The sequence below is a fragment of the Pseudomonas sp. ENNP23 genome, from assembly GCF_001728945.1.
GTDB classification, from domain to species: domain Bacteria; phylum Pseudomonadota; class Gammaproteobacteria; order Pseudomonadales; family Pseudomonadaceae; genus Metapseudomonas; species Metapseudomonas otitidis.
Genome location: NZ_LYSP01000017.1, coordinates 48,672 through 71,104 on the forward strand (window position 1 = coordinate 48,672; position 22,433 = coordinate 71,104).

Below are 22,433 nucleotides of genomic sequence, written 5' to 3' on the forward strand. Positions count from 1 at the left end.
CGACAAACTGCCACCTGCGCCCCCTGAAACGGGCGTCTAGCATTAAGGCGTGACGGGACTCACACTTCGCTTCCCTCATGGAGAGCCTGCATGTACACCCCGACCGATCGCCCAAGCCCCTGCGCCCACTGCCGTGACGGCAACGCACTCGACTTCGACTTCAGCATGGCGTTCCAGCCCATCGTGGACCTGCGTGACGGCAGCCTGTTCGCCTACGAAGCCCTGGTGCGCGGGCTCGACGGCCAGGGTGCGAGCAGCGTGCTGGAGCAGGTCACCGAGGCGAACCGCTACGCCTTTGACCAGGCCTGCCGGGTGAAGGCCGTGGAGTTGGCCGCACGCCTGGACGTGCCTTGCTACGTCAGCATCAACTTCCTGCCCAACGCCGTTTACCAGGCCGCCACCTGCATCCGCGCCACCCTGGACGCGGCACGGCGCTTCGGCTTCCCGACCAGCCGGCTGATCTTCGAGATCACCGAGGGTGAGGAGCTGGTGGACAAGGCCCACCTGAAAAGCATCATCGCCGAGTACCGCAAGCAGGGTTTCAAGACCGCCATCGACGACTTCGGCGCCGGCTATTCCGGCCTCAACCTGCTGGCCGAGTTCCAGCCGGACATCATCAAGCTGGACATGGCGCTGATCCGCAACATCGACCAGGACCCGGTGCGCGAGGCCATCGTCCGGGGCATTCTCGGCGTCTGCCAGGCGCTGTCCATCGAGGTCATCGCCGAGGGGGTGGAGACCGGCGAGGAGCTGGCCAAGCTCCGGGCGTTGGGTGTCCACCTCTACCAGGGCTTCCTGTTCGCCCGACCGGCGTTCGAGCAGTTGCCGGAGGTGAGGTGGCCGGCGGCCTGACCTTCCGGCGCAAAGGCGAGCAGTTCTTCCTCCAGGGGGCGGCCCGGAATTCATGAACACATGCTGGGTGACGCTCTACTAGGCTGTAGCAAAGCCAAGCGAACCCTGACCCCCATGAGCAACGCTCAACACGAAGCCGAACGCCTCCATCTGCTGCGCAGCCTGGAAATCCTCGACACACCGCCAGAGCAGGTGTTCGACCGCATCACCCGCGTACTGGCCAGCAGCCTGGGTGTGCCCATCGCCCTGGTGTCCCTGGTGGACGAGCACCGCCAGTGGTTCAAGTCCCGGGTGGGGCTGGACGTGCAGGAAACTCCGCGCGACGCCGCCTTCTGCGCCCACACCATTGGCGGCAGCGGCACCCTGGTGGTGGAGGACACCCGCACCGACGCCCGCTTCCGCGACACCCCCCTGGTGCTCGGGGCACCCCACATCCGCTTCTATGCCGGCACGCCGATCCGCACCCGCGACGGCTTCGCCCTAGGCACCCTGTGCGCCATCGACAACCGCCCTCGGCAGCTCACCGACGAACAACGCCGGGTGCTGGAAGACCTGGCGGCCCTGGTCGCCCGCGAATTCCACCTGCGCGAGGCGGCCCTCGACTCGCGGCGCCTGGCCCGGGAGGCGGAAGGCCGCTTCGAGATGCTCTTCGAGCGCGTCGGCTCCGGTCTTGCCGTGATCAGCCCCGAAGGGCGCTGGCTACGGGTCAACCAGGCGCTGGTCGAACTGCTCGGCTACAGCCGCGTGGAGCTGGCCGGCATGAGCTTCGCGGACGTCACCGTGCCCGAGGACCTGAATGCCGACCTGGTACAGGTGCAGCGACTGATCCGCGGCGAGATCGACCGCTACGAGCTGGAAAAGCGCTACGTGCGCAAGGACGGCCGCCAGATCTGGGTGAGCATCACGGTGACCAAGCAGCTCGACCGCCGTGGCGCCCTGGAGCACTTCCTCGCGGTGATCAACGACATCGATGCACGCAAGCACACCGAGGCCCACCTGGCGGAGCTGCAACGCACCCTGGAGCAGCGCGTCCATGAGCGCACCCAAGCCCTGGCAGAGCGTGAAATGGAACTGCGCGCGGTGCTGGAACACACCCAGGACGCCTACGTGGCGATGGACAGCGAGGGCCGCATCAGTGCCTGGAACCGCGCTGCCGAGGCGCTGTTCGGCTGGACCCGGGACGAAGCCATCGGCCAGGCCATGCACGACCTGCTCATTCCCGAGCCCATGCGCCAGGCGCACCTCAACGGCCTGCGCCACTACCTGCAGACCGGCGAGCACCAGGTGCTGGGCCGGCGCATCGAACTGGACGCCCTGCACCGGGACGGCCAACTGATCCCCCTGGAAGTGCACATCGACGTCCTGCGGGCCGGCGGCAGGGTACTGTTCAACGCCTTCCTCCACGAGATCAGCCAGCGCAAGCAGCGAGAAGACCGCCTGCGCCGCGAGGCCCTGCAGGACCCGCTCACCGGCCTGCCCAACCGCCGGGCGCTGTACGACCACCTGCCGACACTGATGCAGCGTGCCGACAGCCACGGCGAAGCCTTCGCCCTGATGTTCCTCGACCTGGACGGTTTCAAACGGGTCAACGACGCCCTCGGCCACGACGCCGGCGATGCGCTGCTGCGCGAAGTGGCACGACGCCTGCGCGCCAGCCTGCGCGGCGCCGATCTGGTCTACCGCCTGGCCGGCGACGAGTTCACCCTGCTCGTCCACCCCCTGTGCGACCGCCCGGCGGTACATGCGGTGGCGGAGAAAGTGCTGGCTGCCGTCCGCGAGCCCTACCAACTGGAAGGTCAGAGCGCCGAGGTGCAGGTGAGCATCGGTGTGGCGCTGTTCCGCCCTGGTGACGAGCGCAGCCACACCCAACTGATCAAGGACGCCGACGCGGCGATGTACCAGGCCAAGCAACAGGGGCGCGACCGCTATCGCATCGCCGGGGCTGACCTGGCCTGGGTCGGTGGCACCTAGCCACATGAAACCAGGCGACATCGCCACTCGGATCGTTCAGCATGCGGGCTCCTTCGACGGCACAGGAGACTCGCCGATGAACCCACCCCGCATCGCCGGCTTCCTGCTGGACCTCGACGGCACCCTGGTGGACACCGAGACCCTCAACCTCGCCTGCTCCCTGCACGCCCTCGAATCCCTCGGCCTGCCGGATGCCAAGTCGCTGTGCGAGGGCCTGGTGGGCATCGACTGGCCGGCCTACCGCCAGCGCCTGTTCGGGCACTACGGCGCCGACTTCCCGCTGAACGACTTCGGCGCCGCCTACCTGCGCCACAGGGCCTCCATGCTGGAGGACGGCCTGCCGCTCAAGCCCGGCGTCGTCCCCCTGCTCAGCGCTATGCGCGAGAGCGGTCGGCCGATGGCCATCGCCACCTCCTCCCACCGCCGCTCGGCCCACGAGCACCTGGCCCTGGGCGGCATCGACGGCTACTTCGACGTAGTGGTCACCCGCGACGACGTGGACCTGGGCAAGCCCGACCCGGCGCTCTATCTGCTGGCGGCACAGCGCGTGGGCCTGGCCCCGGCGGACTGCCTGGCGGTGGAGGACTCCATCCCCGGCGTGACCGCTTCCCATGCCGCGGGCGTGCCAACGCTGATAGTGCCGGACCTGACCCAGCCCCCCGAAGACATCCGGCGCCGCTGCCTGGCCGTGCTGCCCGACCTGCACGCGGTGCTCGACCTGCTGCGCCGCGAAGGCGTGCTGGGCGGCGCCGGCTGACGTACCGCAAGGTGAACGAGACTCCGCTCCCTGCGCTCTGAACTGGAGGACGCCGCGATCGGCACGGCGCACCGGAGGGGCGCCATGCACGCCCCCGAGTACCTCGACTGGCTCAGGCGCGCTGGTCGATGCGCTCGCGCAGGGTGCGCAGGTCGGCGGCGTCCTGGTGCATGCGCTGGATGATCTCCAGCAGTTGCTGTTTGAGGTGTGCATCGCCGATGCGTTCGGCGGCCTTCATCACGGCGATGGCGGCGTCTTCGTTGTTCATGGCGATGGTGTCCAGGAGCTTGCGGCAATCACGTACGGCACGGGTCACGGCGGGGGTCCGAGGGGAAAACTGCGCGCATCCTGAAGGAGGGATGTTGCGATCTGATGTCAGGAGCGGCCAGCCGGAATTTCACAATGTGCTTTCAGGTCGGGAAACCGCGGCAGGATGCACAGGCGAAAAAAAACCGACCTTTGAAGGTCGGTTCCTGCCCAGCGAGGGCACGATCGATGTGGAAACAACGATATGCACGCACCCACTGCCCGTTGGGTGCAGTTGCATCATCGCTGCCCGCGATGACGAGTTGATGACAGTGGTATTTCAGTTCGGCGACCGCGAGCGGATCGGCAGCGCCTGCAGTTGCTCCAGCATCCATGCATGGGCGTCGCGGCCGGCGTAGCGGGCGTGGCTGTAGAGCCGCAGGGTGTAGCGCGGGATGGCGAAGGGCGCCGGGTAGAGGGCGATGCCGGCTAGCTCCCGCAGGGTCTCGGCGGCGTGGCCGGGGGCGGTCATCAAGAGGTCGCTGGCGCCGATGATGAAGGGCGCGGCGAGTACCGAGGGCAGCCACAGCGCCACGTCGCGCCGCAGCCCCATGCGTGCCAGCACCTGATCGATCACCCCACTCGGTTCGTTCCACGGCGTCACCACCGCATGGCGTTCGGCCAGGTAGGCATCCAGGTCGGGCGCGCCCTGCACGCGGGGGTGGTCGCGCCGGGCGATGACCTGGTAGGCGTCGCTGAACCAGTCCAGCACCTGGATGCCCGCTGGCAACTGGTCCTGCTCTTCGCCGTAGCCCAGGGCGAAGTCGATGCGGCCGCTGGCCAGGTCGTCGATGGAGACCTGGCGCTCGGCGTGCACCAGGCGTAGCTGGATGCCCGGGGCGAGACGCTGCAGGCGCTCCACCAGGGCCGGCATGAGGGCGAAGGCGGTGTAGTCGGTGACGGCGAAGACGAAGGTGCGCTGGCTGCGCGCGGGGTCGAACGGGTCCCACTGCTCCAGCCCCTCGCCAAGGGTGCGCAACGCGGCCGCCACCGGGCCGGCGAGCTGCTCGGCCCGTTGGGTCGGCTGCATGCGGCTGCCCTGGCGCAGGAAGAGTTCGTCGTCCAGGGCCTGGCGCAAGCGGGCCAGGGCATGGCTGAAGGCCGAGGCGCTGATGGCCAGTTCGCTGGCGGCGATGCTGACGTTGCGGTGGCGATGCAGGGCGTCGAAGGCCAGCAGCAGGTTGAGGTCGAGGCGGCGCAGCAAGTAATGCACAGCTTTCAGCTCCTGATGACATAAATGCACTTCATGCAGCTTACCTGTGCCGCTAGCATGGGCGCCCCTTTACTGGAGAGCCCCATGAACATCGAGATTCGCCCCGCCCAACCCGGCGACGCCCAGCAGATCCTGGACTTCATCATCGAACTGGCCGACTACGAGCGCGCACGCCATGAGGTGATCGCCAGCGTCGAGGACATCCAGCGCACGCTGTTCAGCGAGGGCGCGCCGGCCAAGGCGCTGATGTGCCTGTGCGACGGCCAGCCCATCGGCTACGCGGTGTACTTCTACAGCTACTCCACCTGGCTGGGGCGCAACGGGATCTACCTGGAAGACCTCTACATCACCCCGGCCAAGCGCGGCGTGGGCGCGGGCCGGGACCTGCTGCGTGCCCTGGCCCGCGAGGCGGTGGCCAATGGCTGCGGGCGCCTGGAGTGGAGCGTGCTGGACTGGAACCAGCCAGCCATCGACTTCTACCAGGCCATCGGCGCCAAGCCCCAGGACGAGTGGGTGCGCTACCGCCTGGATGGCGAGGCGCTCACCGGCTTCGCCACCGGCGCCTAGGGCGCGTCAGCGCCTGTGCGCGGCAGGCGCAGGGTGACCCGCAGGCCGCCCTCGCGCAGGTTGCGCAGGCTCAGCCCGCCGCCGTGGCTATGGGCCAGGCTGCGGGCGATGCCGAGGCCCAGGCCATAGCCCTGCTGCTGGCCGGCCAGGCGGAAATGCGGCTCGAACACCTGCTCCAGCTTCTGCTCCGGCACTCCCGGGCCCTCGTCGTCCACATGCAGGACGAAGGCTCCAGGGCCGTCCTCCACCCGCAGGTGGGCGCGCTCGCCGTACTTCAGGGCGTTGTCCAGCAGGTTGCCGATGCAGCGCCGCAGCGCCAGCGGCTTGCCGGGGTAGCGCTCGAGGGCGGCGCCGTCGAGGGTGACCCGGCCGTTGGCCAGGTAGGGCTCCACCAGGCTGTGGAGCAGGTGGTTGAGGTCCACCTGTTCGATGTTCTCGTGGATGTCGGTGTCCTTCACACACTGCAGCGCCCCCTTCACCAACAGTTCCAGTTCATCCAGGTCGCGGTTGAACTTGGCCTGCTGGGCCTCGTCCTCCAGCAGTTCGACCCGCAGGCGCAGACGGGTGATGGGGGTGCGCAGATCGTGGGAGATGGCGCTGAACAGCTGGCTGCGCTCGCTCAGGTAACGGCTGATGCGCTCGCGCATGGCGTTGAAGGCGCGGCTCACCTCCACCACTTCGCTGCCACCGGCCTCGGGCAGCGGGCGCACCTCGGCGCCCAGGTTCATTTCCCGCGCGGCGGCGGCCAGGCGCTTGAGGGGGCGGCTCTGCCAGCGCACCAGCAGGCCGATGAACAGCAGCAGGAAGGCGCTGGTGATAAGGATGAAGCCCCATTGCTGGGCCGGCAGGCCCTGGTCCTCCAGCCCGGCGTAGGGCTCGGGCAGCAGCGAGGCGAGGTACAGCCACTCGTTGGGGCTGATGCGGATCTGCGTCACCAGTACCGGCGGATCGAGGGGCTCCAGGGTCAGGGCGTAGTGGGCCCAGGAGCGCGGCAACTCGTCCAGCTTGAGGCCGCTGTTGAAGAGCCGCAGATCCGCCGGTTCGACGAAGTGCAGCGACATCTCCACCGGTCTGCCCAGGCGCTCGCGCAACACCGCCTCCACCTCGGCGAGCACCGCCTGCTTGCGCGGGGTTTCCGGCAGCACGCGCATGGCCAGCGGCTTGTCGTTGAGGGAGACGAAGAAGCGGGTGCCACCCATGCTGCGCAGTTGGTCCAGCACCATGGGCCGGTAACCCAGGGGCAGCGAGCGGATGTAGCTGACGCTGGCGGCCATGGACTGGCCGAGGCTGCGGGCGCTGATCAGCAGCCCCTCCAACTGGCTGGCACGCAGTTGGGAAACCCAGATCAGGCTCGACAGGGCCTGGGCCAGCACCACCACCAGCAGGGTGAGCAGCAGCATGCGGGCCAGCAGGGAGCGCGGAGCCCTAAGCACGGCGGGAGGAGACCTGGGCCGCGAGCAGGTAGCCGGCACCTCGCACGGTGCGGATCAGCCGGGGCGCCTTGCCGGTGTCGCGCAGGCGCTGGCGCAGGCGGCTCACGGCCATGTCGACGATGCGCTCCAGGGGCATCACCTCGCGGCCGCGGGTGGCGTTGGCGATGGTGTCGCGGTCGAGGATCTGCTGCGGGTGGTCGAGAAACAGCTTGAGCAGGGCGAAGTCGGCACCGGAGAGAATCACCTCCTCGCCGTCGCGGTGGAACAGGCGGTGGCTGACCATGTCCAGACGCCAGGCGTCGAAGCTGACCACCTGGGCCTCGCGCTCCTGACCGAAGCCGACCCGGCGCAGCAGGGCCTTGACTCGGGCCTGCAGCTCGCGGGGGCTGAAGGGCTTGCCGATGTAGTCATCGGCGCCCAGCTCCAGGCCGATGACCCGGTCGGCCTCGTCGGAGCTGGCGGTGAGCATGATGATCGGCACCTGGGCCAGGCGCGGGTGTTCGCGCACCCAGCGGCAGAGGCTGAAGCCGTCCTCGTCGGGCAGCATCACGTCGAGGATCGCCAGGTCGGCGCCGGCCTCGTCCATGGCGGCACGAAAGCCCGCGCCATCGGCCACGGTGCGCACCTGAAAGCCGGCGCGGCTGAGGAAGACTTGCAGCAGTTCGCGAATTTCCTGGTCGTCATCCACCAGGAGGATGTGCTTTCCGGAAGGGCTCATGTCGGCCGTCCTTTGTTGTTATCGGTCATGTCCGTTTGGATGCAAGGCGTTGATGCCGAGACTCTTTCATCCAGTTGTCGGCGTCGGCGCATCGCCATCGGTGGACCGATGAAGCGCGGTCCACCCTACAACAGGTCGCCTGCCGGGAACGTGCCTCGCGTCCGCTTCCCGTGATTGCGCCTCACGCCCGCATCGCCTGCTGCAGCGCCACGCCGGCACCTTCGAGGCCCGGGTACTCGGCCGTCACCAGCCACACGGGGATGCCCTCCAGGTAGCCGCTCATGCAGCCCTTGCTGGCGAAGGCGCGGGCGAAGCCGCTGGCCTTGAAGAACTCGGCGAAGCGCGGCACCACGCCGCCCACCACGTAGACCCCGCCCCGGGCGCCGAGGGTGAGGACGTTGTTGCCCGCGACGCGGCCGAGCCAGGTGCAGAACTGCTCCAGCACCGCCCTCGCCTCGCGGTCGCCGGCCAGGGCGGCCGAGGTGATGGCCGACGGGCTGTCCAGGTACGGCTCGCTGCCATCGAGGGCGCAACTGGCGCGATAGAGCTGCAGCAGGCCGTTGCCGCTGAGCACGTTCTCGGCACTGACATGGCCGAGGTGTTGGTGCAGGTGTTGCCACAGGGCGGCCTCACGAACGCTGCCCACCGGCAGGTCGACGTGCCCGCCCTCCCCCGGCAAGGCCGTCCAGCGGCCCTCACCCAGGGGCAGCAGGGTGCCGACGCCAAGCCCGGTGCCGGGCCCGATCACCACGGCGGGACGATCCGCTTCGGGAGTGCCGGGGCACACCTCCTGGCGCTCCTCGGGACGCAGGCGGGTCATGCCCAGGGCCATGGCGGTGAAGTCGTTGACCAGCAGCAGGCGCTGGATGCCCAGGCGCTGGCAGAAGGCGGTACGGTTGAGCCGCCAGTGGTTGTTGGTGAAGCGGAAGTCTTCCCCGCCCACGGGGCCGGCACAGGCCAGGCAGACGGCCTCCAGCTCGGCGAGGGGCAGGTCGAGCCCAGCCAGGTAGTGCTGGATGGCTGACTCGGGGTCCGGGAAATCAGCGGTGGCCAGCACCTTCACGGCGTCGAGGCGCTGTTCCCGCCACAGGGCGAAGCGGGCGTTGGTCCCGCCGATATCACCGACCAGCGCAAGGCTCACTTGAGGCCCTCCAGGCTGCCGGTGAAGGCGCTGGCACCCTCTTCGGCGGAGCTGAAGGCAGCCCGCATGAAGGCGAACAGCTCACGGCCGCAGCCGACTTCGGCCTGGTGCATGGGGGGGGCGGGTTCGCGGGCGGCGAACTCGGCGGCGTCCACCTTCAGTTCCAGGGTGCCGGCCACGCCGTCGACGCGCACGATGTCGCCGTCGCGCACACGGGCCAGGGGGCCGCCGTCATAGGCTTCGGGGGTGACGTGGATGGCGGCGGGGATCTTGCCGGAGGCGCCGGACATGCGCCCGTCAGTGACCAGCGCGACCTTGAAGCCACGGTCCTGCAGGACGCCGAGGAAGGGGGTCATCTTGTGCAGCTCGGGCATGCCGTTGCAGCGCGGCCCCTGGAAGCGCATGACCGCCACCAGGTCGCGATCCAGCTCGCCGGCCTTGAAGGCATCGGCCAGGGCCTGCTGGTCGTGGAAGACCCGTGCCGGGGCCTCCACCACGCGGTGCTCGGGGGCGACGGCGGAGACCTTCATCACCCCACGGCCGAGGTTGCCCGTCATCACCCGCAGGCCGCCCTCCGGGGAGAACGGCCGCGCGACGGGCCGCAGGATGTTCTCGTCCAGGCTCGCGGCCGGGCCTTCGCGCCAGACCAGGTGGCCGTCCTCCAGGAAGGGCTCCTGGGTGTAGCGTCGCAGGCCACGGCCGGCGACGGTCTCGACATCTTCATGGAGCAGGCCGGCATCCAGCAGTTCGCGCACCAGGAAGGCGACGCCGCCGGCGGCCTGGAAGTGATTGATGTCGGCCTTGCCGTTCGGATAGACGTGGGCCAGGGTCGGCACCACTTCGGACAGCTCGGCCATGTCCTGCCAATCGAGCTGGACCCCGGCGGCGCGGGCGATGGCCGGCAGGTGCAGGGTGTGGTTGGTGGAGCCGCCGGTGGCGTGCAGGGCAACCACGGCGTTGATCAGCACGCGCTCGTCGACGATGTGCCCCAGCGGCACGAACTGGCCGGCCTGGCGGGTCAGGCGGGTCACCTGGCGCGCGGCTTCGGCGGTCAGGGCCTCGCGCAGGGGCGTGCCGGGGTTGATGAAAGAGGCGCCCGGCAGGTGCAGGCCCATGATCTCCACGAGCATCTGGTTGGTGTTGGCGGTGCCGTAGAAGGTGCAGGTGCCGGGGCTGTGGTAGGCCTGCATCTCCGCTTCCAGCAACTCGTCGCGGGTGGCCTTGCCTTCGGCGTAACGCTGGCGGACTTCGGCCTTCTCCTTGTTGGAGAGGCCCGAGGGCATGGGGCCGGCGGGTACGAACAGCGACGGCAGGTGGCCGAAGCGCAGGGCGCCCATCATCAAGCCGGGGACGATCTTGTCGCACACGCCGAGGAACAGCGCGGCGTCGAACATGTTGTGGGACAGGGCGATGGCGGTGGACATCGCGATCACTTCGCGGCTGGCGATGCCCAGCTCCATGCCCGGCTCGCCCTGGGTGACGCCATCGCACATGGCCGGCACGCCGCCGGCGACCTGGCCGACGGAGCCGATCTCGCGCAGGGCCTGGCGCAGCACCTCGGGGTAGGTCTCGTAGGGCTGGTGGGCGGAGAGCATGTCGTTGTAGGCGGTGACGATGGCGACGTTGGCCGAGTCCATCAGCCGCAGGCGCTGCTTGTCGATGCCGCCGCAGCCCGCCACGCCGTGGGCGAAGTTGGCGCATTGCAGGCTGCCCCGCTGCGGGCCCTTGCTGGCCGCGTCCTGGATCATCGCCAGGTAGCGTTCGCGGGTCGGTCGGCTACGGGTGATGACCCGCTCGGTGACTTCCAGAATGCGAGGGTGCATGTTGGGGCTCCAGGGGAATATCTTGTTTTAATTGCGTCAAGATAACGCATAAAGACAAAATATCACCACATGCGTGCGGATATTTTGTTATTAAAACAACATTTTTCGAACAGTTGCTCTCGTCTGACAGCGCGCCCCGGTCGAGGTGCCGGGGCGACGACGGGCGCGCGAACGGGTCGTGCTGGCGGGGTGAGCGAGCCGGCGCCAGGGAGCCCCTGCCGCAAGCCCGTCATTAGGGGAAGATTTCCTTGAAGAAGCCCTGCATGTCGGCCCAGGAGTTCTCATCGGCGACCTTGCTGTAGGCCAGGTCCGGGCCTTTCTCGCTGCCGTGGCCGGCATGGCTGAGGCGGTCGGCGTCGGGGTTGGTGAAGCCGTGCTTGGCCTTGGGCTGGAGGACGAAGCGGTAGTTGGCCTCGGCGGCGTCCATCTCGTCCTTGAAGGCGGCGACGTCGGCCTTGGTGACCATGCTGTCCTGCCCCCCGTGCTCCACGAGGATGCGCGCCTTGACGCTGCCCTTGGTAGCGGGGGTGGCGGTGGCGAGGGCGCCGTGGAAGCTCACCACGCCGGCCAGCGGAACGCCCTGGCGGGCCATGTCCAGCACCACCTTGCCGCCGAAGCAGTAGCCGATGGCGGCCAGGCGGCGATTATCGGTCAGGGGCTGCTGCTTGAGCAGGTCGAGGCCGGCGAGGAAGCGTGCCTTGGCGGCGGGGGCGTCCTTGAGGGCAGCCTGCATGAAGGCGGCGGCGTCGGCCGGGTGCTCGGTGTTCTTGCCTTCGCCGTACATGTCGATGGCCAGGGCGCTGTAGCCCAGCTCGGCGAGGTCGCGGGCACGGCGCTTGGCGTAGTCGTTCAGGCCCCACCATTCATGTACCACCACCACGCCGGGGCGCTTGCCCTCGATGGCATCGTCGTAGGCGTAGTAGCCCACCAGGGCGGTGCCGTCGGCGGCCTTGTAGTGGAGTTCCTTGGTCCTGACCTCGGCCTGGGCGATGCCCGCGAAGGCCAGCAGGGCGAACAACAGCGACGATCTGCGCATTTCGATTTCTCTCCGGGTTCAGCGAAGCTGGGCAGCGTGCAAGTGTCGCGGTTTTTCGGGGCTTTCGCCAACCGCCGTTGCCAGGTGAAATAGCACTCCCAACACCTTGCCGAGGTTGCCATGCGTCGCTCGTCGTTCCTCCTGCTGTTCGCCCTCGCCTGCCCCTGGGCCCTGGCCGATGGGCCACGGGCGGGGAATCTGGAGCTGGGGCCAGCCTGGAGCCGGGCCTCGACCTGGGACGCCACGGCGCGGGAGGTCTACCTGGACATCCACGACCGGGGCGGCGATGGCGACCGGCTGAGCGGCGCCAGCTCGCCGCTGGCCTGGCGGGTGGACCTGCAGACCACGGTGCGCATCGGCGAGGCCCGCCGGGTGATGACCCTGGTGTCGTTCGGCATTCCCGCCGGGGGCACGCTGGCGCTCAAGCCGGAGGGCAGCCACCTGACACTGGTGGGGCTGCGCCAGCCGGTGACGCCCGGACAGCGCATCCCGCTCATCCTGCGCTTCGAGAAGGCCGGCGAGGTGCGCGTGGAGGCGACGGCGCAGTGACGGTTCAGGCGAGGTAGCGACCGATCTCGATCAGGTTGCCGTCCGGGTCGCGGAAGTACACCGACTCGATGGGCCCGAGGGCGCCGGTGCGGCGCACCGGCCCCTCCTCCACCGCCACGCCCTCGGTAGCCAGGTGGGCCAGCAGGCGCTCCAGCGGCCAGGTGGTGACCAGGCACAGGTCGATGGCCCCCGGCTGCGGGTGCGCGGCCTTGGGCTCGAACTCCCGTCCGGCCTGATGCAGGTTGAGCTTCTGCTGGCCGAAGGCCAGGGCGCTGCGGCCCTCGCCGAACACTTCGTGACGCATGCCCAGCACGCGCTGGTAGAAATCCACGGTGCGGGGGATGTCGGCGACGGTGAGGACCAGGTGATCGATGCGTTCCAGCATGGGTCAGTGCCTGTCGAGCAGGTGGAAACGGGGCAGCGAGAGCCCCCAGCGGATGGCGGCCAGGCGGGTGCCGAGCACCACGGCCATGGCGATGCCAGTGTCGAGCCAGCGCGGCAGCCCGACGGCCAGCAGCCCGACGAACACCAGGGAACCGGCGATGCAGGCGATGGCGTAGATCTCCTTCTGGAAGATCAGCGGGATCTCGTTGCAGATCACGTCGCGCATCACGCCCCCGGCGACGCCGGTGATGACGCCCATGATCACCGCCGTGCTCAGGGGCACCTGGTGCTGCAGGGCGACCTCGGTGCCGTAGACGGTGAACACGGCCAGGCCGAAGGCGTCGGCCACCAGCAGCCCGGTCTCGTGGATGGGCCGGGTCAGGCGGACCCAGAGCACGGTGCCCACAGCGGCCAGGGAGGCGACGAGGATGTAGGTGTCGTCGCGTATCCAGCTCACCGGGTGGTTGCCGAGGATGACGTCGCGCAGGGTGCCGCCACCCAGGGCGGTGATGATGGCGATCACCAGCACGCCGAACAGGTCCATGGACTTGCGCCCGGCCATGAGCGCGCCGGTGATGGCGAAGACGGCGACGCCGAAGAGGTCGGACAGGTAGAAGAGCTGTTCCATGGACCGATCAGTTCCCCACCGGGGTGCGCATGGTGACGAATTCCTCGGCGGCGGTCGGGTGCACGCCGATGGTCTCGTCGAAGATGCGCTTGGTGGCGCCGGCCTTGAGCGCCACGGCCAGGCCCTGGATGATCTCGCCCGCCTCGGGGCCGACCATGTGGCAGCCGAGCACGCGGTCGCTCTCGGCGTCCACCACCAGCTTCATCAGGGTGCGCTCCTGGTTGTCGGTGAGGGTCAGCTTCATGGCGCGGAAGCGGCTCTCGAACACCTTGATCTTGTGCCCGCGGCCCCGCGCCTGCTCTTCGGTCAGGCCGACGGTGCCGATGTTGGGCAGGCTGAAGACGGCGGTGGGGATGTTGTCGTAGTCCACCGGCTGGTACTCGGCCGGGCGGAACAGGCGGCGGGCAACGGCCATGCCTTCGGCCAGGGCCACCGGGGTCAGTTGCACGCGACCGATGACATCGCCCAGGGCGAGGATCGACGGCTCGGTGGTGCGGTATTCATCGTCCACCTTGATGAAGCCGCGCTGATCCAGCTCGACGCCGGTGTTCTCCAGGCCGAGGTTGTCCAGCATCGGTCGGCGACCGGTGGCGTAGAACACGCAATCGGTCTCCAGGCTGCGGCCGTCCTTGAGGGTGGCGAGCAGGCTGCCATCGGCCTGCTTCTCGATGCGGGTGATGTCGGCGTTGAACTGCAGGTCGAGGCCCTTGCGGGTCAGCTCGTCACGCAGGTGGGTGCGCACGGCACCGTCGAAGCCGCGCAGGAACAGGTCCTGGCGATAGAGCAGCGAGGTGTTCGCACCCAGGCCGTGGAAGATCGAGGCGAATTCGACGGCGATGTAGCCACCGCCCACCACCAGCACGCGCTTGGGCAGTTCGCGCAGGTGGAAGGCTTCGTTGGAGGTGACGGCGTGCTCGCGGCCGGGGATGTCCGGCACCTGGGGCCAGCCGCCGGTGGCGATGAGCAGGTGCTCGGCCGTGAAGCGCTGCTCGCCAACTGCCACGGTGTGGGCGTCGAGGATGCGCGCATGGCCTTCGAGCAGGGTGACGCCGGCGTTGACCAGGAGGTTGCGGTAGATGCCGTTGAGGCGGTGGATTTCCTTGTCCTTGTTGGCGATCAGGGTCGCCCAGTCGAACCCGGGCTCGCCGATGGACCAGCCGTAGCCGCGGGCCTGCTCGAAGTCTTCGGCGTAGTGGGCGCCGTACACCAGCATCTTCTTCGGCACACAGCCGACGTTGACGCAGGTACCGCCCAGGTAGCGGCTTTCCGCTACCGCGACACGGGCACCGAAACCGGCAGCGAAGCGAGAGGCACGTACGCCGGCGGAACCGGCGCCTATGACGAAGAGGTCGAAATCGTAGGCCATGGCAGGGGTCTCCAGAAACAGGCGGCCAGCATACCTGAACCGGTGTTCCTGACCAGTTGCCGCGCCTATCCTTGAGCCTGGTACGCCGAAGGAGGAGCACCATGCGCCCTACCCTCACTCATCTCGCCCTGCACGTACCCGAACTGGAGCCGTGCATCGCCTTCTACGAACGCTATTGCGGCATGCGGGTGATCCACTCGCGTGCCGGCAAGGGCTCGCGCATCGTCTGGATGGCCGAACCGGGCCAGGAGCACCGTTTCATCTTCGTGATCATGCCCGGCGGACGCCCGCGTGACCTGGCCGCCGACGACTACAGCCACTTCGGTTTCGCCCTGGAAAGCCGTGAGGCGGTGGATGCCCTGGCCGCCCGCGCGGCGACCGATGGCTGCCTGGTGTGGGCGCCCCGGGACGAGCCCTTCCCGGTGGGCTACTACTGCGGCCTGCGGGACCCGGCGGGCAACTATGTGGAGTTCAGCTATGGCCAACCGCTGGGGCCGGGTTCGGAAGGGATGGAGATTCCCTGAGACAGTCTTCCCGGGCGGAAGCCAGGGCTACCTGAAGCAGATACGACAAGGCCGCCCGGAGGCGGCCTTGGCTGACGCGGTGGGGCCTGTCAGTAGGCCTTGCCGGTCTTGTAGAGGTTCTCGAAGCAGTAGTTGGTCGCGTCGATGTAGCCTTCGGCACCGCCGCAATCGAAACGCTTGCCCTTGAACTTGTACGCCAGCACGCAACCGTCCTGGGCCTGCTTCATCAGGGCGTCGGTGATCTGGATTTCGCCGCCTTTGCCCGGCTCGGTCTCTTCGATCAGCTTGAAGATGTCCGGGGTCAGGATGTAGCGGCCGATGATCGCCAGGTTGGACGGGGCGTCTTCCGGCTTGGGCTTCTCGACCATGCTGTTCACGCGGTAGATGTCGTCACGGATCATCTCGCCGGCGATCACGCCGTACTTGGAGGTTTCCTCCGGCGGCACTTCCTGGATGGCGACGATGGAGCAGCGGAACTGGTTGTACAGCTTGACCATCTGGGTCAGCACGCCATCGCCTTCGAGGTTGAGGCAGAGGTCGTCCGCCAGTACCACTGCGAAGGGTTCGTCGCCGATCAGCGGACGGCCGCTGAGGATGGCGTGGCCCAGGCCCTTCATTTCCACCTGGCGGGTGTAGGAGAAGCTGCACTGGTCGATCAGGCGGCGGATGCCGACCAGGTATTTCTCCTTGTCGGTGCCCTTGATCTGGTGTTCCAGCTCGTAGCTGATGTCGAAGTGGTCTTCCAGGGCGCGCTTGCCGCGACCGGTGACGATGGCGATCTCATTGAGACCGGCGTCGAGCGCCTCTTCAACCCCGTACTGGATCAGCGGCTTGTTCACCACCGGCAGCATTTCCTTGGGCATGGCCTTGGTAGCGGGCAGAAAACGGGTACCGTAACCAGCGGCCGGGAACAGGCATTTCTTGATCATGTTGAACCTTGAATAAGGTGGGTGTGGGCTGAGTGCGGCGAAGTCTAATCACGCCGCTGTCGCCTTACAATGCCCCGCAGGTGGGCGTCCGACACCGCGATAGAGGAACCCCAGGTCGGCCAGTTGCAATGGGTCGTAGAGATTCCTGCCATCGAAGATGACCGGCACCTTCATCAGACCGCGAATCCGCTCGAAGTTCGGTTGGCGGAACTGCTTCCATTCGGTCACCAGCACCAGCGCTTCGGCCTGCTCCACGGCCTGGTAGGGGGACTCCCCCAGCCACAGCCGGCCGCTGGCGAGGGCGTCCGGGTAGCGGGCTGCGACGGCCTCCCGCGACGCCGGGTCGCAGCCGCGCACGAAGGCGCCGGCGGCCAGCAGGGCGTCGATCAGCACCAGGCTGGGCGCCTCGCGGATGTCATCGGTGCCCGGTTTGAAGGACAACCCCCACACCGCCACCACCCGCCCCTGCAAACGCCCCTCGAAATGCGCCACCAGCGCCCGGAACAGCAGGGTCTTCTGCTCGGCATTGCGCGCCTCCACGGCCCGCAGGATGCCGGGATCGATCCCCTCCTGTTCGGCGCAGCGGATCAGCGCACGCACGTCCTTGGGGAAGCACGAGCCGCCGTATCCGCAGCCGGCATAGAGGAAATGCGTGCCGATGCGCCGATCACTGCCCACGCCGCGCCGCACCTCCTCGATGTCGACGCCCAGGCGGGCGCAGAGCCCGGCCATCTCGTTCATGAAGGAGATGCGCGTGGCGAGAAAGGCGTTGGCGGCGTACTTGGTGAACTCCGCAGCACGGGTGCCCATGCAGAGGATGCGGTCATGGTTGCGCGAGAACGGCGCATAAAGGCGCCGCAGCAGCTCGCGGGCTGCCGGGTCTTCGGCGCCGATGACGATGCGGTCGGGGCGCATGAAGTCGTCGAGGGCAGCCCCCTCCTTGAGGAACTCGGGGTTGCTCGCCACCTGGATGCGAAAGGCCTTGCCCCGGGCGGCGAGTCGCCCGTTGATGCACGCGGCGACCCGCTCGGCGGTGCCAACGGGCACGGTGGACTTGTCCACCACCAGGCAGGGCCGCTGCAACACCCGCCCCAGCTCGTCCGCCACGGCCAGCACATGGCTGAGGTCGGCGGAACCGTCCTCGCCGCTGGGCGTGCCCACGGCGATGAAGGCGACGTCCGCCTGCTCCAGCCCCTCGGCCAGGCGCGCTGTGAAGTCCAGTTGTCCGCTCTCCAGGTGCTGCGCCAGCATGGGCGCCAGTCCCGGCTCATGGATCGGCGACTGGCCCTGGCGCAGCTGCGCCAGGCGCGCCGGGTCGCGCTCGACACAGCGCACCCGGTTGCCCATTTCGGCGAAGCACGCCGCCGTCACCAGCCCCACATAGCCCGCCCCGATCACGCATATCCGCATGGCTGCACCTCCGCTGTCGTTGCAGGGATTGCAACGGACTCCGGTGGCAGGGGCGTGACAGTGAGGTGACGACGAGGTTATCCGGAGCCGCCCTCGTCGACGGGTTGCAGTTCGACTTCGACGAGCCCCTCCACCGGTTCTTCCGGTGGGCCGCCGCCGAAGTCGCCCAGGGCTTGCCAGTGCTCGTCGAGGCCGGCACTGATTACGGCGAGGTGGTCGATCATGCGGCGTCCGGCCTGGCGCGCGGCGTCATCTTCGCTGCGCATCAGCTCGAACGACATTTCGGTCATGGCCGCCGACAGATGGGTGAGGCTGCGGGTGGTGAGGCCGAGCAGGCGGATCAGATGCTGTTCACGGGTGTCCATTCCACGTCTCCTGGTTCCTTCAGGCAGTCTCAGGCTAGACCATCCCCTGCCATCCGCCGTTCGACCGTGTATCGCCTGCCGGGGTTCACCGGGTGGAACTTGATCGGCCCCGCTAAGGTCAGGTGTTCAAGCCCACCGTCGCTGAGGCGTGCCGCAGCGACCCTTGCCACCGATTCCAGTCAGGAGAGCCTGATATGCAGCTCGTCATCCGTTCCGTCGGCGAACGTTTCGTCATCGAAGGCGGCATCACCCTGGAGGTGATCAGCGTCCATGGCCATCAGGTGAAGTTCGGCATCATCGCACCCAAGAATGTCGCCGTGCACCGCAAGGAGGTGTATGAGCGCATCCAGGCCGGGGTGCCCCATCCGCGCAAGATGACGGCCTGAGCACTGCTCAGCGGGGCATGTAGCCGCGCTGCCAGGGGCGCGGCACCCACAACGAGGCAATGGCCAGCAGCGCCGCGAGTCCGGCGCTGAAGGTGAGCGCCAACAGGCCCATGCGGAACTCCAGGAACGCGCCAAGCGCGGCGCCCGCCAGCATCCCGCCCCAGGGCACCAGTTGGACCCGCCACCCTTCGCGTCGCTCGCCCAGCAGCCAGCGGCCGAGCCCCCGACCGAAACGCGACAAGGCGCCCGTGACGTAGGTGAGCCCGATGGGCAGGCCGTTCACCTGTTCGACCACGGCGTTGAGCATGCCCATGGCCAGGATCGACAGCACCACCGCCGGCACTCTCCAGGCAAAGGGCCAGAGGGCGGCAATGGCCAGGAGGGTGGCGATCACTGCCAGCAGCGGCGCGGCGCGGCGACCGGAAAAGCGCGCGACCACTACCCCGAGAGCATTGCCCAGCACGAAGCAGAGCACCGCCAGGGCCAGGCGCCCGAAGGCGTCTAGGTGCCCCTCGCTCAGGGACACGGCCATCCGCGTGGTGTTGCCGCTCATGAAGGAGACGAAGTCGCCGGTGGCGAGAAAGCCGATGGCGTCGGTCATCCCCGCCAGCACGGAAAGCCCGGCCACCAGGCCCAGCCCGACACGTCCACGGACCCTGTGCAAGTGAAAGCGCCGCGCGCTGCCACGGGGAATCGGAGATGGAAGCATGGGGAGACCTCACTGCTCGGTGCGGCGGCCGGCACTGCCTGGCCGCGAAACGTGAGGCCGAATTGTCCGCCGCACGCCGGGGCAGTCAAGCCCGGGGCGCCGGGTGCTCTTCGGTGGCAGCCCTGCGCGCACGTCGTATCGCACGCCGCGCCCGGGGGAAATAGCCCCACTCCCAGGGCAATCCACGCCAGGCAACCTGCAGAACGCCGGCGAGCAACCGCAACCGGCGCTGATCCGATGCCGTCCACCGCAACCCCAGCCGCTCCCGCAGCACAAGCGGCAAAGTGCCCCGCGCCACCCAGCGCACGCCACCCACCAGCAGGGGTTGCAGGCACCACCACAGCGGGCCGCGCATCCAGGGATAGGGCGCGGGCAGGCGCCCGGTCGAGCCGAAGTACCAGGTGGTGATCTCCGTCGCCTGCAGGCGCTGCTCCAGCATCTGCTGCCAGTACACCCGGAAGGCTGCGTAGTTCGCCGGCACCTCCCCCATCGGCAGGCCGTAGAGGGCGTACCAGTGGATGGACTCTTGGTAGAGGTGCTCGCATTGCTGTTCGTCCAGGGGGGTGCCAAGCCATTCCTGCAAGGCGATCTGCGCTTCGAAGAAGGTGGCGTGGGCCCAGTAGAACAGCTCGGGGCTGAGGGCGTGATAAGGGCGCCCCTGTCCGTCCCGTCCCTTGATGTCACGATGAAAGGACCGCACCTGGCGCGCGGTGCCGGCCGCCTTCTCACCGTCGTAGACCACGCCGAGGATGGGCGGAATGGAGCGCAGCAAGCGGTTCCAGGGGTTGGCGAACAGGTCGGAATGCTGGAGCACGCCAGCAGCCAGCCCGGGGTGCATGTTCTGCAGGATGCCGGTGCGACCAATCAGCAGCACGCCACGCAGGTCACCGAAGTAGCGCCAGATCAGGGAATCCGGCCCCAAGGGACTCGACTGGACGGGTTGAGCGGTATCAGGTGCGTGCATGAAGGCGGCTCCGGCAGGTGCTTGGAAACGCCTTCACGCTAATGCGACTATCCGCTCGCATTCAATTCGCGTCCGGAGCCCGCCATGCGCAAGCAGCCCCGCCAGCAACGCTCGCAACAGATGGTCGCCGACCTGGTGGAAGCCTGCGCCCGGGTCATCGCGCGCGAAGGGCTGCCACGCCTGAGCACCAACCTCATCGCTGCCGAGGCCGGGGTCAGTGTCGGTTCGCTCTATCAGTACTTCGACTGCAAGGAGGCGCTGGTCGAGGCATTGCTCGACCGGATGAGCCAGGACCTGGTGAGCGTCATCCGCGACAACGCCCCGGCCCTGTTGGCGGACGACGTTCACGCTGCGGTGGAGCGGCTGTTGCAGGCGGTATTCGCATTCCTCGACCGCAACGCCAGCCTGCATCTGGAACTCGCACGGCACTGGCAGGACCTGCGCACGCTGAGGGTGGTCGACGAGATGGAACAGCACCTGTTCGATTTCTGCCGTCTCTACCTATTGCGCCACCTACGGGAAATCCCCATCGAGAACCCGCTGCCCACCTTGTACGTGGTCATCAACAGCGCGCTGATGACCATCATCCGCTTCATGAGCCACCCTCACCCACCGCTCACCCGCGCCGAACTGATCGGGGCGTTGAGCGACATGTTCGCGGCCTATGTGAAGAGCCTGGGCGAAGCGGAGTGAGCGCGCGAACTGCGCGTCAAACCAGGAACAGGCCGACCTGATTGACGACAAACCCCAGGAAGAAGCCAAGGAACCCGGCGGAGAACAGCCTGGACTCACGACGCCACTTGCGCCGCCGACTCACGACGCCGAGCGCCACGACCCCAACGGCGGCACCCGGCAGCGACAACAGGTGAGCAATCCCCAACAGGCCGCTCCTGGCGTTGGGATGCCAGTTGAGCCAGACATAGAGCGCAAGGCTGAGCCCTGCAGCCAGAACGGCGCCACCGGCGAAAAATGGCCTGGGATTGGCCAGCACTGCCGAAACGAACGCACCCCCGATGACCGCCAGGTAATACCAGAGGCCGATGAACAGTACGTCGCCCCTGATATCAATCAGCGCTGCGAACACGACCACAAAGATCACACCGATGGCGATATCCAGGCTTCGGGCCTTGATGAAATCCCGCATAACTCACTTCCCTGTCGTGTATCGGAAGGCCGGGAGTATAAGCGCAGGGCCTTTTCACATCAGGCGGGCATCAAAAAGTGCGGACTGCCCCCCGAATTGCGTACCGAGAAACAACAAGGGCCTGCCCGAAAGAATCGTGCAAGCCCTTGATTTATATGGTGCCCGAAGCCGGGGTCGAACCGGCACGCTGTTGCCAGCGAGGGATTTTAAGTCCCTTGCGTCTACCGATTTCGCCATTCGGGCGGTAGCGCTCAATGAAATACGGAGCCGAACCCCGTTTTTTGCGAGGGCAGGAATATATACACCCCCTCCCCCGCACGCAAGCACTCGCAAGGCCATGACCGGACAGCAAAAAAGCCCAGCCACAACGAGGACGCCAACACGCTGCGGAAATGAAAAAGCCCCGTAGACGCGAATCTACGGGGCTTCTCATATGGAGGCCGAAGTCGGAATCGAACCGGCGTACACGGATTTGCAATCCGCTGCATGACCACTCTGCCATCCGGCCTTAAATGAAGACGCCGCTTTGAGGCGGCGTCTTCACGACAATCTGGAGCGGGAAACGAGACTCGAACTCGCGACCCCGACCTTGGCAAGGTCGTGCTCTACCAACTGAGCTATTCCCGCTTTGTCTTGGTGACGGGCGCCATTCTATAGAATCATTAGCAGCCGTCAACCCCTTGATTCAAAAAAGTTTATTTATCTTTCGGCTCGGTGCTCAGGTGCGGCCAGGCGGCCAACAGGTAATGCAGCATCGACCACAGTGTCAGCGCGGCGGCGATGATCAGCAGCAGGAAGCCCACCACCACCCAGAAGCTCAGCACCGGCGGATTGGCCAGCAGGATGACCAGCGCCAACATCTGCGCCGCCGTCTTCCACTTGCCGAGGTTGGAGACCGCAACCTGGGCACGCGCGCCCAACTCTGCCATCCATTCCCGCAGCGCCGAAACCACGATCTCCCGCCCGATGATGATGGCAGCCGGCAAGGTCAGCCACAGCGTGTGGTGCTCCTCGACCAGCAGCACCAGTGCCACCGCCACCATCAGCTTGTCTGCCACCGGGTCGAGGAAGGCCCCGAACGGCGTGCTCTGCTCCCAGCGACGCGCCAGGTAGCCATCGAACCAGTCGGTAACAGCCGCAACGGCGAACACCGCGCTTGCGGCCATGTGGCTCCCCGAAAACGGAAGATAGAACAGCAGGATGAAGACGGGGATCAGCAGAACACGCAGAACGGTGAGCAGGTTTGGAATATTCATCG

The 22,433-nt window shown here is 67.5% G+C and carries 25 protein-coding genes and 3 tRNA genes; 8 read left to right on the forward strand and 20 right to left on the reverse strand.

The features are described 5' to 3' along the window. The first annotated feature begins 90 nt into the window (after positions 1 to 90). The 3 genes from A9G05_RS11770 to A9G05_RS11780 all read left to right on the forward strand — a co-directional run bounded on the left by A9G05_RS11770 (position 91) and on the right by A9G05_RS11780 (position 3,580). Positions 91 to 852: an EAL domain-containing protein gene (locus A9G05_RS11770; RefSeq protein ID WP_069561155.1), complete on the forward strand. Its 762-nt coding sequence runs from the start codon at positions 91 to 93 to the stop codon at positions 850 to 852. 114 nt (positions 853 to 966) lie between these two features. Then, positions 967 to 2,823 carry a PAS domain S-box protein gene (locus A9G05_RS11775; RefSeq protein ID WP_069561156.1) on the forward strand — a complete coding sequence of 619 codons (1,857 nt, stop codon included), beginning with the start codon at positions 967 to 969 and terminating at the stop codon, positions 2,821 to 2,823. A 76-nt stretch (positions 2,824 to 2,899) separates the two neighbouring features. After that, positions 2,900 to 3,580: an HAD family phosphatase gene (locus A9G05_RS11780; protein ID WP_069561157.1), complete on the forward strand. Its 681-nt coding sequence runs from the start codon at positions 2,900 to 2,902 to the stop codon at positions 3,578 to 3,580. 112 nt (positions 3,581 to 3,692) lie between these two features. Here the strand turns inward: A9G05_RS11780 and A9G05_RS11785 are convergent, their stop codons facing one another. Together A9G05_RS11785 and A9G05_RS11790 are read right to left on the reverse strand one after the other, a co-directional pair. Next, positions 3,693 to 3,896, reverse strand: a complete 204-nt coding sequence (locus A9G05_RS11785; RefSeq protein WP_044406437.1) for a hypothetical protein — start codon at positions 3,894 to 3,896, stop codon at positions 3,693 to 3,695. 270 nt (positions 3,897 to 4,166) lie between these two features. After that, positions 4,167 to 5,099 carry a LysR family transcriptional regulator gene (locus tag A9G05_RS11790; protein ID WP_069561158.1) on the reverse strand — a complete coding sequence of 311 codons (933 nt, stop codon included), beginning with the start codon at positions 5,097 to 5,099 and terminating at the stop codon, positions 4,167 to 4,169. A gap of 84 nt (positions 5,100 to 5,183) precedes the next feature. Between A9G05_RS11790 and A9G05_RS11795 the strand changes: the two genes are divergently transcribed. Beyond that, positions 5,184 to 5,666 carry a GNAT family N-acetyltransferase gene (locus tag A9G05_RS11795; protein WP_069561159.1) on the forward strand — a complete coding sequence of 161 codons (483 nt, stop codon included), beginning with the start codon at positions 5,184 to 5,186 and terminating at the stop codon, positions 5,664 to 5,666. On the opposite strand, the gene A9G05_RS11800 is transcribed toward A9G05_RS11795, so the two are convergent. The 5 genes from A9G05_RS11800 to A9G05_RS11820 all read right to left on the reverse strand — a co-directional run bounded on the left by A9G05_RS11800 (position 5,663) and on the right by A9G05_RS11820 (position 11,817). Then, a complete protein-coding gene (locus A9G05_RS11800) occupies positions 5,663 to 7,066 on the reverse strand; it encodes an ATP-binding protein (protein ID WP_083265586.1) in 1,404 nt (467 codons plus the stop codon). The two genes, A9G05_RS11795 and A9G05_RS11800, sit on opposite strands and share 4 nt — an antisense overlap. 25 nt (positions 7,067 to 7,091) lie before the next feature. After that, complete coding sequence (locus A9G05_RS11805) at positions 7,092 to 7,817, reverse strand: response regulator (protein ID WP_069561161.1); 726 nt, start codon at positions 7,815 to 7,817, stop codon at positions 7,092 to 7,094. A 181-nt stretch (positions 7,818 to 7,998) separates the two neighbouring features. Further along, positions 7,999 to 8,958 carry a glucokinase gene (locus A9G05_RS11810; protein WP_069561162.1) on the reverse strand — a complete coding sequence of 320 codons (960 nt, stop codon included), beginning with the start codon at positions 8,956 to 8,958 and terminating at the stop codon, positions 7,999 to 8,001. Further along, positions 8,955 to 10,781: a phosphogluconate dehydratase gene (gene edd / locus A9G05_RS11815; protein WP_069561163.1), complete on the reverse strand. Its 1,827-nt coding sequence runs from the start codon at positions 10,779 to 10,781 to the stop codon at positions 8,955 to 8,957. The genes A9G05_RS11810 and edd overlap by 4 nt, the downstream gene beginning before the upstream one ends. A 232-nt stretch (positions 10,782 to 11,013) precedes the next feature. Continuing rightward, positions 11,014 to 11,817 (reverse strand): dienelactone hydrolase family protein, encoded by an 804-nt coding sequence (locus A9G05_RS11820; RefSeq protein ID WP_069561164.1) that lies wholly within the window; start codon positions 11,815 to 11,817, stop codon positions 11,014 to 11,016. A gap of 120 nt (positions 11,818 to 11,937) precedes the next feature. On the opposite strand from A9G05_RS11820, the gene A9G05_RS11825 reads away from it, so the two are divergent. Continuing rightward, entirely contained in the window at positions 11,938 to 12,366 is a 429-nt protein-coding gene (locus A9G05_RS11825; protein WP_069561165.1) for a copper chaperone PCu(A)C, read from the forward strand. A gap of 4 nt (positions 12,367 to 12,370) precedes the next feature. Here the strand turns inward: A9G05_RS11825 and A9G05_RS11830 are convergent, their stop codons facing one another. Genes A9G05_RS11830 through gorA form a run of 3 tightly spaced genes read right to left on the reverse strand, consistent with a single transcriptional unit; the run spans position 12,371 to position 14,744 of the window. Then, positions 12,371 to 12,751, reverse strand: a complete 381-nt coding sequence (locus A9G05_RS11830; RefSeq protein WP_069561166.1) for a VOC family protein — start codon at positions 12,749 to 12,751, stop codon at positions 12,371 to 12,373. Positions 12,752 to 12,754: 3 nt separating this feature from the next. Continuing rightward, positions 12,755 to 13,378: a trimeric intracellular cation channel family protein gene (locus tag A9G05_RS11835; RefSeq protein WP_069561167.1), complete on the reverse strand. Its 624-nt coding sequence runs from the start codon at positions 13,376 to 13,378 to the stop codon at positions 12,755 to 12,757. A 7-nt stretch (positions 13,379 to 13,385) separates the two neighbouring features. Next, entirely contained in the window at positions 13,386 to 14,744 is a 1,359-nt protein-coding gene (gene gorA / locus A9G05_RS11840) for a glutathione-disulfide reductase (protein WP_069561168.1), read from the reverse strand. 101 nt (positions 14,745 to 14,845) lie between these two features. Here gorA and A9G05_RS11845 point away from each other — a divergent pair, with 101 nt between their 5' ends. Further along, the gene (locus A9G05_RS11845; RefSeq protein WP_069561169.1) at positions 14,846 to 15,268 is read left to right on the forward strand and encodes a VOC family protein; all 423 of its coding nucleotides are present in this window, start codon (positions 14,846 to 14,848) and stop codon (positions 15,266 to 15,268) included. Between the two features lie 89 nt (positions 15,269 to 15,357). Here the strand turns inward: A9G05_RS11845 and galU are convergent, their stop codons facing one another. The 3 genes from galU to A9G05_RS11860 form a co-directional block, all read right to left on the reverse strand. Further along, complete coding sequence (gene galU / locus A9G05_RS11850; RefSeq protein WP_069561170.1) at positions 15,358 to 16,197, reverse strand: UTP--glucose-1-phosphate uridylyltransferase GalU; 840 nt, start codon at positions 16,195 to 16,197, stop codon at positions 15,358 to 15,360. Positions 16,198 to 16,245: 48 nt separating this feature from the next. Next, complete coding sequence (locus tag A9G05_RS11855) at positions 16,246 to 17,607, reverse strand: UDP-glucose/GDP-mannose dehydrogenase family protein (protein ID WP_069561171.1); 1,362 nt, start codon at positions 17,605 to 17,607, stop codon at positions 16,246 to 16,248. Positions 17,608 to 17,684: 77 nt separating this feature from the next. After that, entirely contained in the window at positions 17,685 to 17,972 is a 288-nt protein-coding gene (locus A9G05_RS11860) for a hypothetical protein (protein ID WP_069561172.1), read from the reverse strand. A gap of 194 nt (positions 17,973 to 18,166) precedes the next feature. On the opposite strand from A9G05_RS11860, the gene A9G05_RS11865 reads away from it, so the two are divergent. Further along, on the forward strand, positions 18,167 to 18,358 hold the full coding sequence (locus A9G05_RS11865) for a carbon storage regulator (protein ID WP_069561173.1): 192 nt from the start codon (positions 18,167 to 18,169) through the stop codon (positions 18,356 to 18,358). Between the two features lie 7 nt (positions 18,359 to 18,365). Here the strand turns inward: A9G05_RS11865 and A9G05_RS11870 are convergent, their stop codons facing one another. Both A9G05_RS11870 and A9G05_RS11875 read right to left on the reverse strand, forming a co-directional pair. Next, entirely contained in the window at positions 18,366 to 19,067 is a 702-nt protein-coding gene (locus tag A9G05_RS11870) for a YoaK family protein (RefSeq protein ID WP_069561174.1), read from the reverse strand. Positions 19,068 to 19,152: 85 nt separating this feature from the next. After that, a complete protein-coding gene (locus A9G05_RS11875) occupies positions 19,153 to 20,031 on the reverse strand; it encodes an oxygenase MpaB family protein (RefSeq protein WP_083272552.1) in 879 nt (292 codons plus the stop codon). A gap of 84 nt (positions 20,032 to 20,115) precedes the next feature. Between A9G05_RS11875 and A9G05_RS11880 the strand changes: the two genes are divergently transcribed. Next, on the forward strand, positions 20,116 to 20,724 hold the full coding sequence (locus A9G05_RS11880) for a TetR/AcrR family transcriptional regulator (protein ID WP_069561176.1): 609 nt from the start codon (positions 20,116 to 20,118) through the stop codon (positions 20,722 to 20,724). Between the two features lie 16 nt (positions 20,725 to 20,740). Here the strand turns inward: A9G05_RS11880 and A9G05_RS11885 are convergent, their stop codons facing one another. The 5 genes from A9G05_RS11885 to pgsA all read right to left on the reverse strand — a co-directional run bounded on the left by A9G05_RS11885 (position 20,741) and on the right by pgsA (position 22,431). Continuing rightward, positions 20,741 to 21,175 (reverse strand): hypothetical protein, encoded by a 435-nt coding sequence (locus A9G05_RS11885; protein ID WP_069561177.1) that lies wholly within the window; start codon positions 21,173 to 21,175, stop codon positions 20,741 to 20,743. A gap of 156 nt (positions 21,176 to 21,331) precedes the next feature. Beyond that, positions 21,332 to 21,418, reverse strand: a tRNA-Leu gene (locus tag A9G05_RS11890). Between the two features lie 191 nt (positions 21,419 to 21,609). Next, positions 21,610 to 21,683 (reverse strand) — tRNA-Cys (locus tag A9G05_RS11895). 43 nt (positions 21,684 to 21,726) lie between these two features. After that, positions 21,727 to 21,802, reverse strand: a tRNA-Gly gene (locus tag A9G05_RS11900). A 68-nt stretch (positions 21,803 to 21,870) separates the two neighbouring features. Next, positions 21,871 to 22,431, reverse strand: coding sequence for a CDP-diacylglycerol--glycerol-3-phosphate 3-phosphatidyltransferase (pgsA, locus tag A9G05_RS11905; protein WP_069561178.1), 561 nt, complete (start codon positions 22,429 to 22,431; stop codon positions 21,871 to 21,873). Positions 22,432 to 22,433: the final 2 nt, after the last annotated feature.

Coding starts and splice junctions, on each gene's coding strand:
- A9G05_RS11835 (WP_069561167.1), bottom strand. CDS start 13,378: ATGGAACAGCTCTTCTACCTGTCCGACCTCTTCGGCGTCGCCGTCTTC.
- A9G05_RS11825 (WP_069561165.1), top strand. CDS start 11,938: ATGCGTCGCTCGTCGTTCCTCCTGCTGTTCGCCCTCGCCTGCCCCTGG.
- galU (WP_069561170.1), bottom strand. CDS start 16,197: ATGATCAAGAAATGCCTGTTCCCGGCCGCTGGTTACGGTACCCGTTTT.
- A9G05_RS11880 (WP_069561176.1), top strand. CDS start 20,116: ATGCGCAAGCAGCCCCGCCAGCAACGCTCGCAACAGATGGTCGCCGAC.
- A9G05_RS11795 (WP_069561159.1), top strand. CDS start 5,184: ATGAACATCGAGATTCGCCCCGCCCAACCCGGCGACGCCCAGCAGATC.
- A9G05_RS11770 (WP_069561155.1), top strand. CDS start 91: ATGTACACCCCGACCGATCGCCCAAGCCCCTGCGCCCACTGCCGTGAC.
- A9G05_RS11875 (WP_083272552.1), bottom strand. CDS start 20,031: ATGCACGCACCTGATACCGCTCAACCCGTCCAGTCGAGTCCCTTGGGG.
- A9G05_RS11820 (WP_069561164.1), bottom strand. CDS start 11,817: ATGCGCAGATCGTCGCTGTTGTTCGCCCTGCTGGCCTTCGCGGGCATC.
- A9G05_RS11800 (WP_083265586.1), bottom strand. CDS start 7,066: ATGCTGCTGCTCACCCTGCTGGTGGTGGTGCTGGCCCAGGCCCTGTCG.
- pgsA (WP_069561178.1), bottom strand. CDS start 22,431: ATGAATATTCCAAACCTGCTCACCGTTCTGCGTGTTCTGCTGATCCCC.
- A9G05_RS11860 (WP_069561172.1), bottom strand. CDS start 17,972: ATGGACACCCGTGAACAGCATCTGATCCGCCTGCTCGGCCTCACCACC.
- A9G05_RS11830 (WP_069561166.1), bottom strand. CDS start 12,751: ATGCTGGAACGCATCGATCACCTGGTCCTCACCGTCGCCGACATCCCC.
- edd (WP_069561163.1), bottom strand. CDS start 10,781: ATGCACCCTCGCATTCTGGAAGTCACCGAGCGGGTCATCACCCGTAGC.
- A9G05_RS11775 (WP_069561156.1), top strand. CDS start 967: ATGAGCAACGCTCAACACGAAGCCGAACGCCTCCATCTGCTGCGCAGC.
- A9G05_RS11780 (WP_069561157.1), top strand. CDS start 2,900: ATGAACCCACCCCGCATCGCCGGCTTCCTGCTGGACCTCGACGGCACC.
- A9G05_RS11855 (WP_069561171.1), bottom strand. CDS start 17,607: ATGCGGATATGCGTGATCGGGGCGGGCTATGTGGGGCTGGTGACGGCG.
- A9G05_RS11885 (WP_069561177.1), bottom strand. CDS start 21,175: ATGCGGGATTTCATCAAGGCCCGAAGCCTGGATATCGCCATCGGTGTG.
- A9G05_RS11865 (WP_069561173.1), top strand. CDS start 18,167: ATGCAGCTCGTCATCCGTTCCGTCGGCGAACGTTTCGTCATCGAAGGC.
- A9G05_RS11845 (WP_069561169.1), top strand. CDS start 14,846: ATGCGCCCTACCCTCACTCATCTCGCCCTGCACGTACCCGAACTGGAG.
- A9G05_RS11870 (WP_069561174.1), bottom strand. CDS start 19,067: ATGCTTCCATCTCCGATTCCCCGTGGCAGCGCGCGGCGCTTTCACTTG.
- gorA (WP_069561168.1), bottom strand. CDS start 14,744: ATGGCCTACGATTTCGACCTCTTCGTCATAGGCGCCGGTTCCGCCGGC.
- A9G05_RS11805 (WP_069561161.1), bottom strand. CDS start 7,817: ATGAGCCCTTCCGGAAAGCACATCCTCCTGGTGGATGACGACCAGGAA.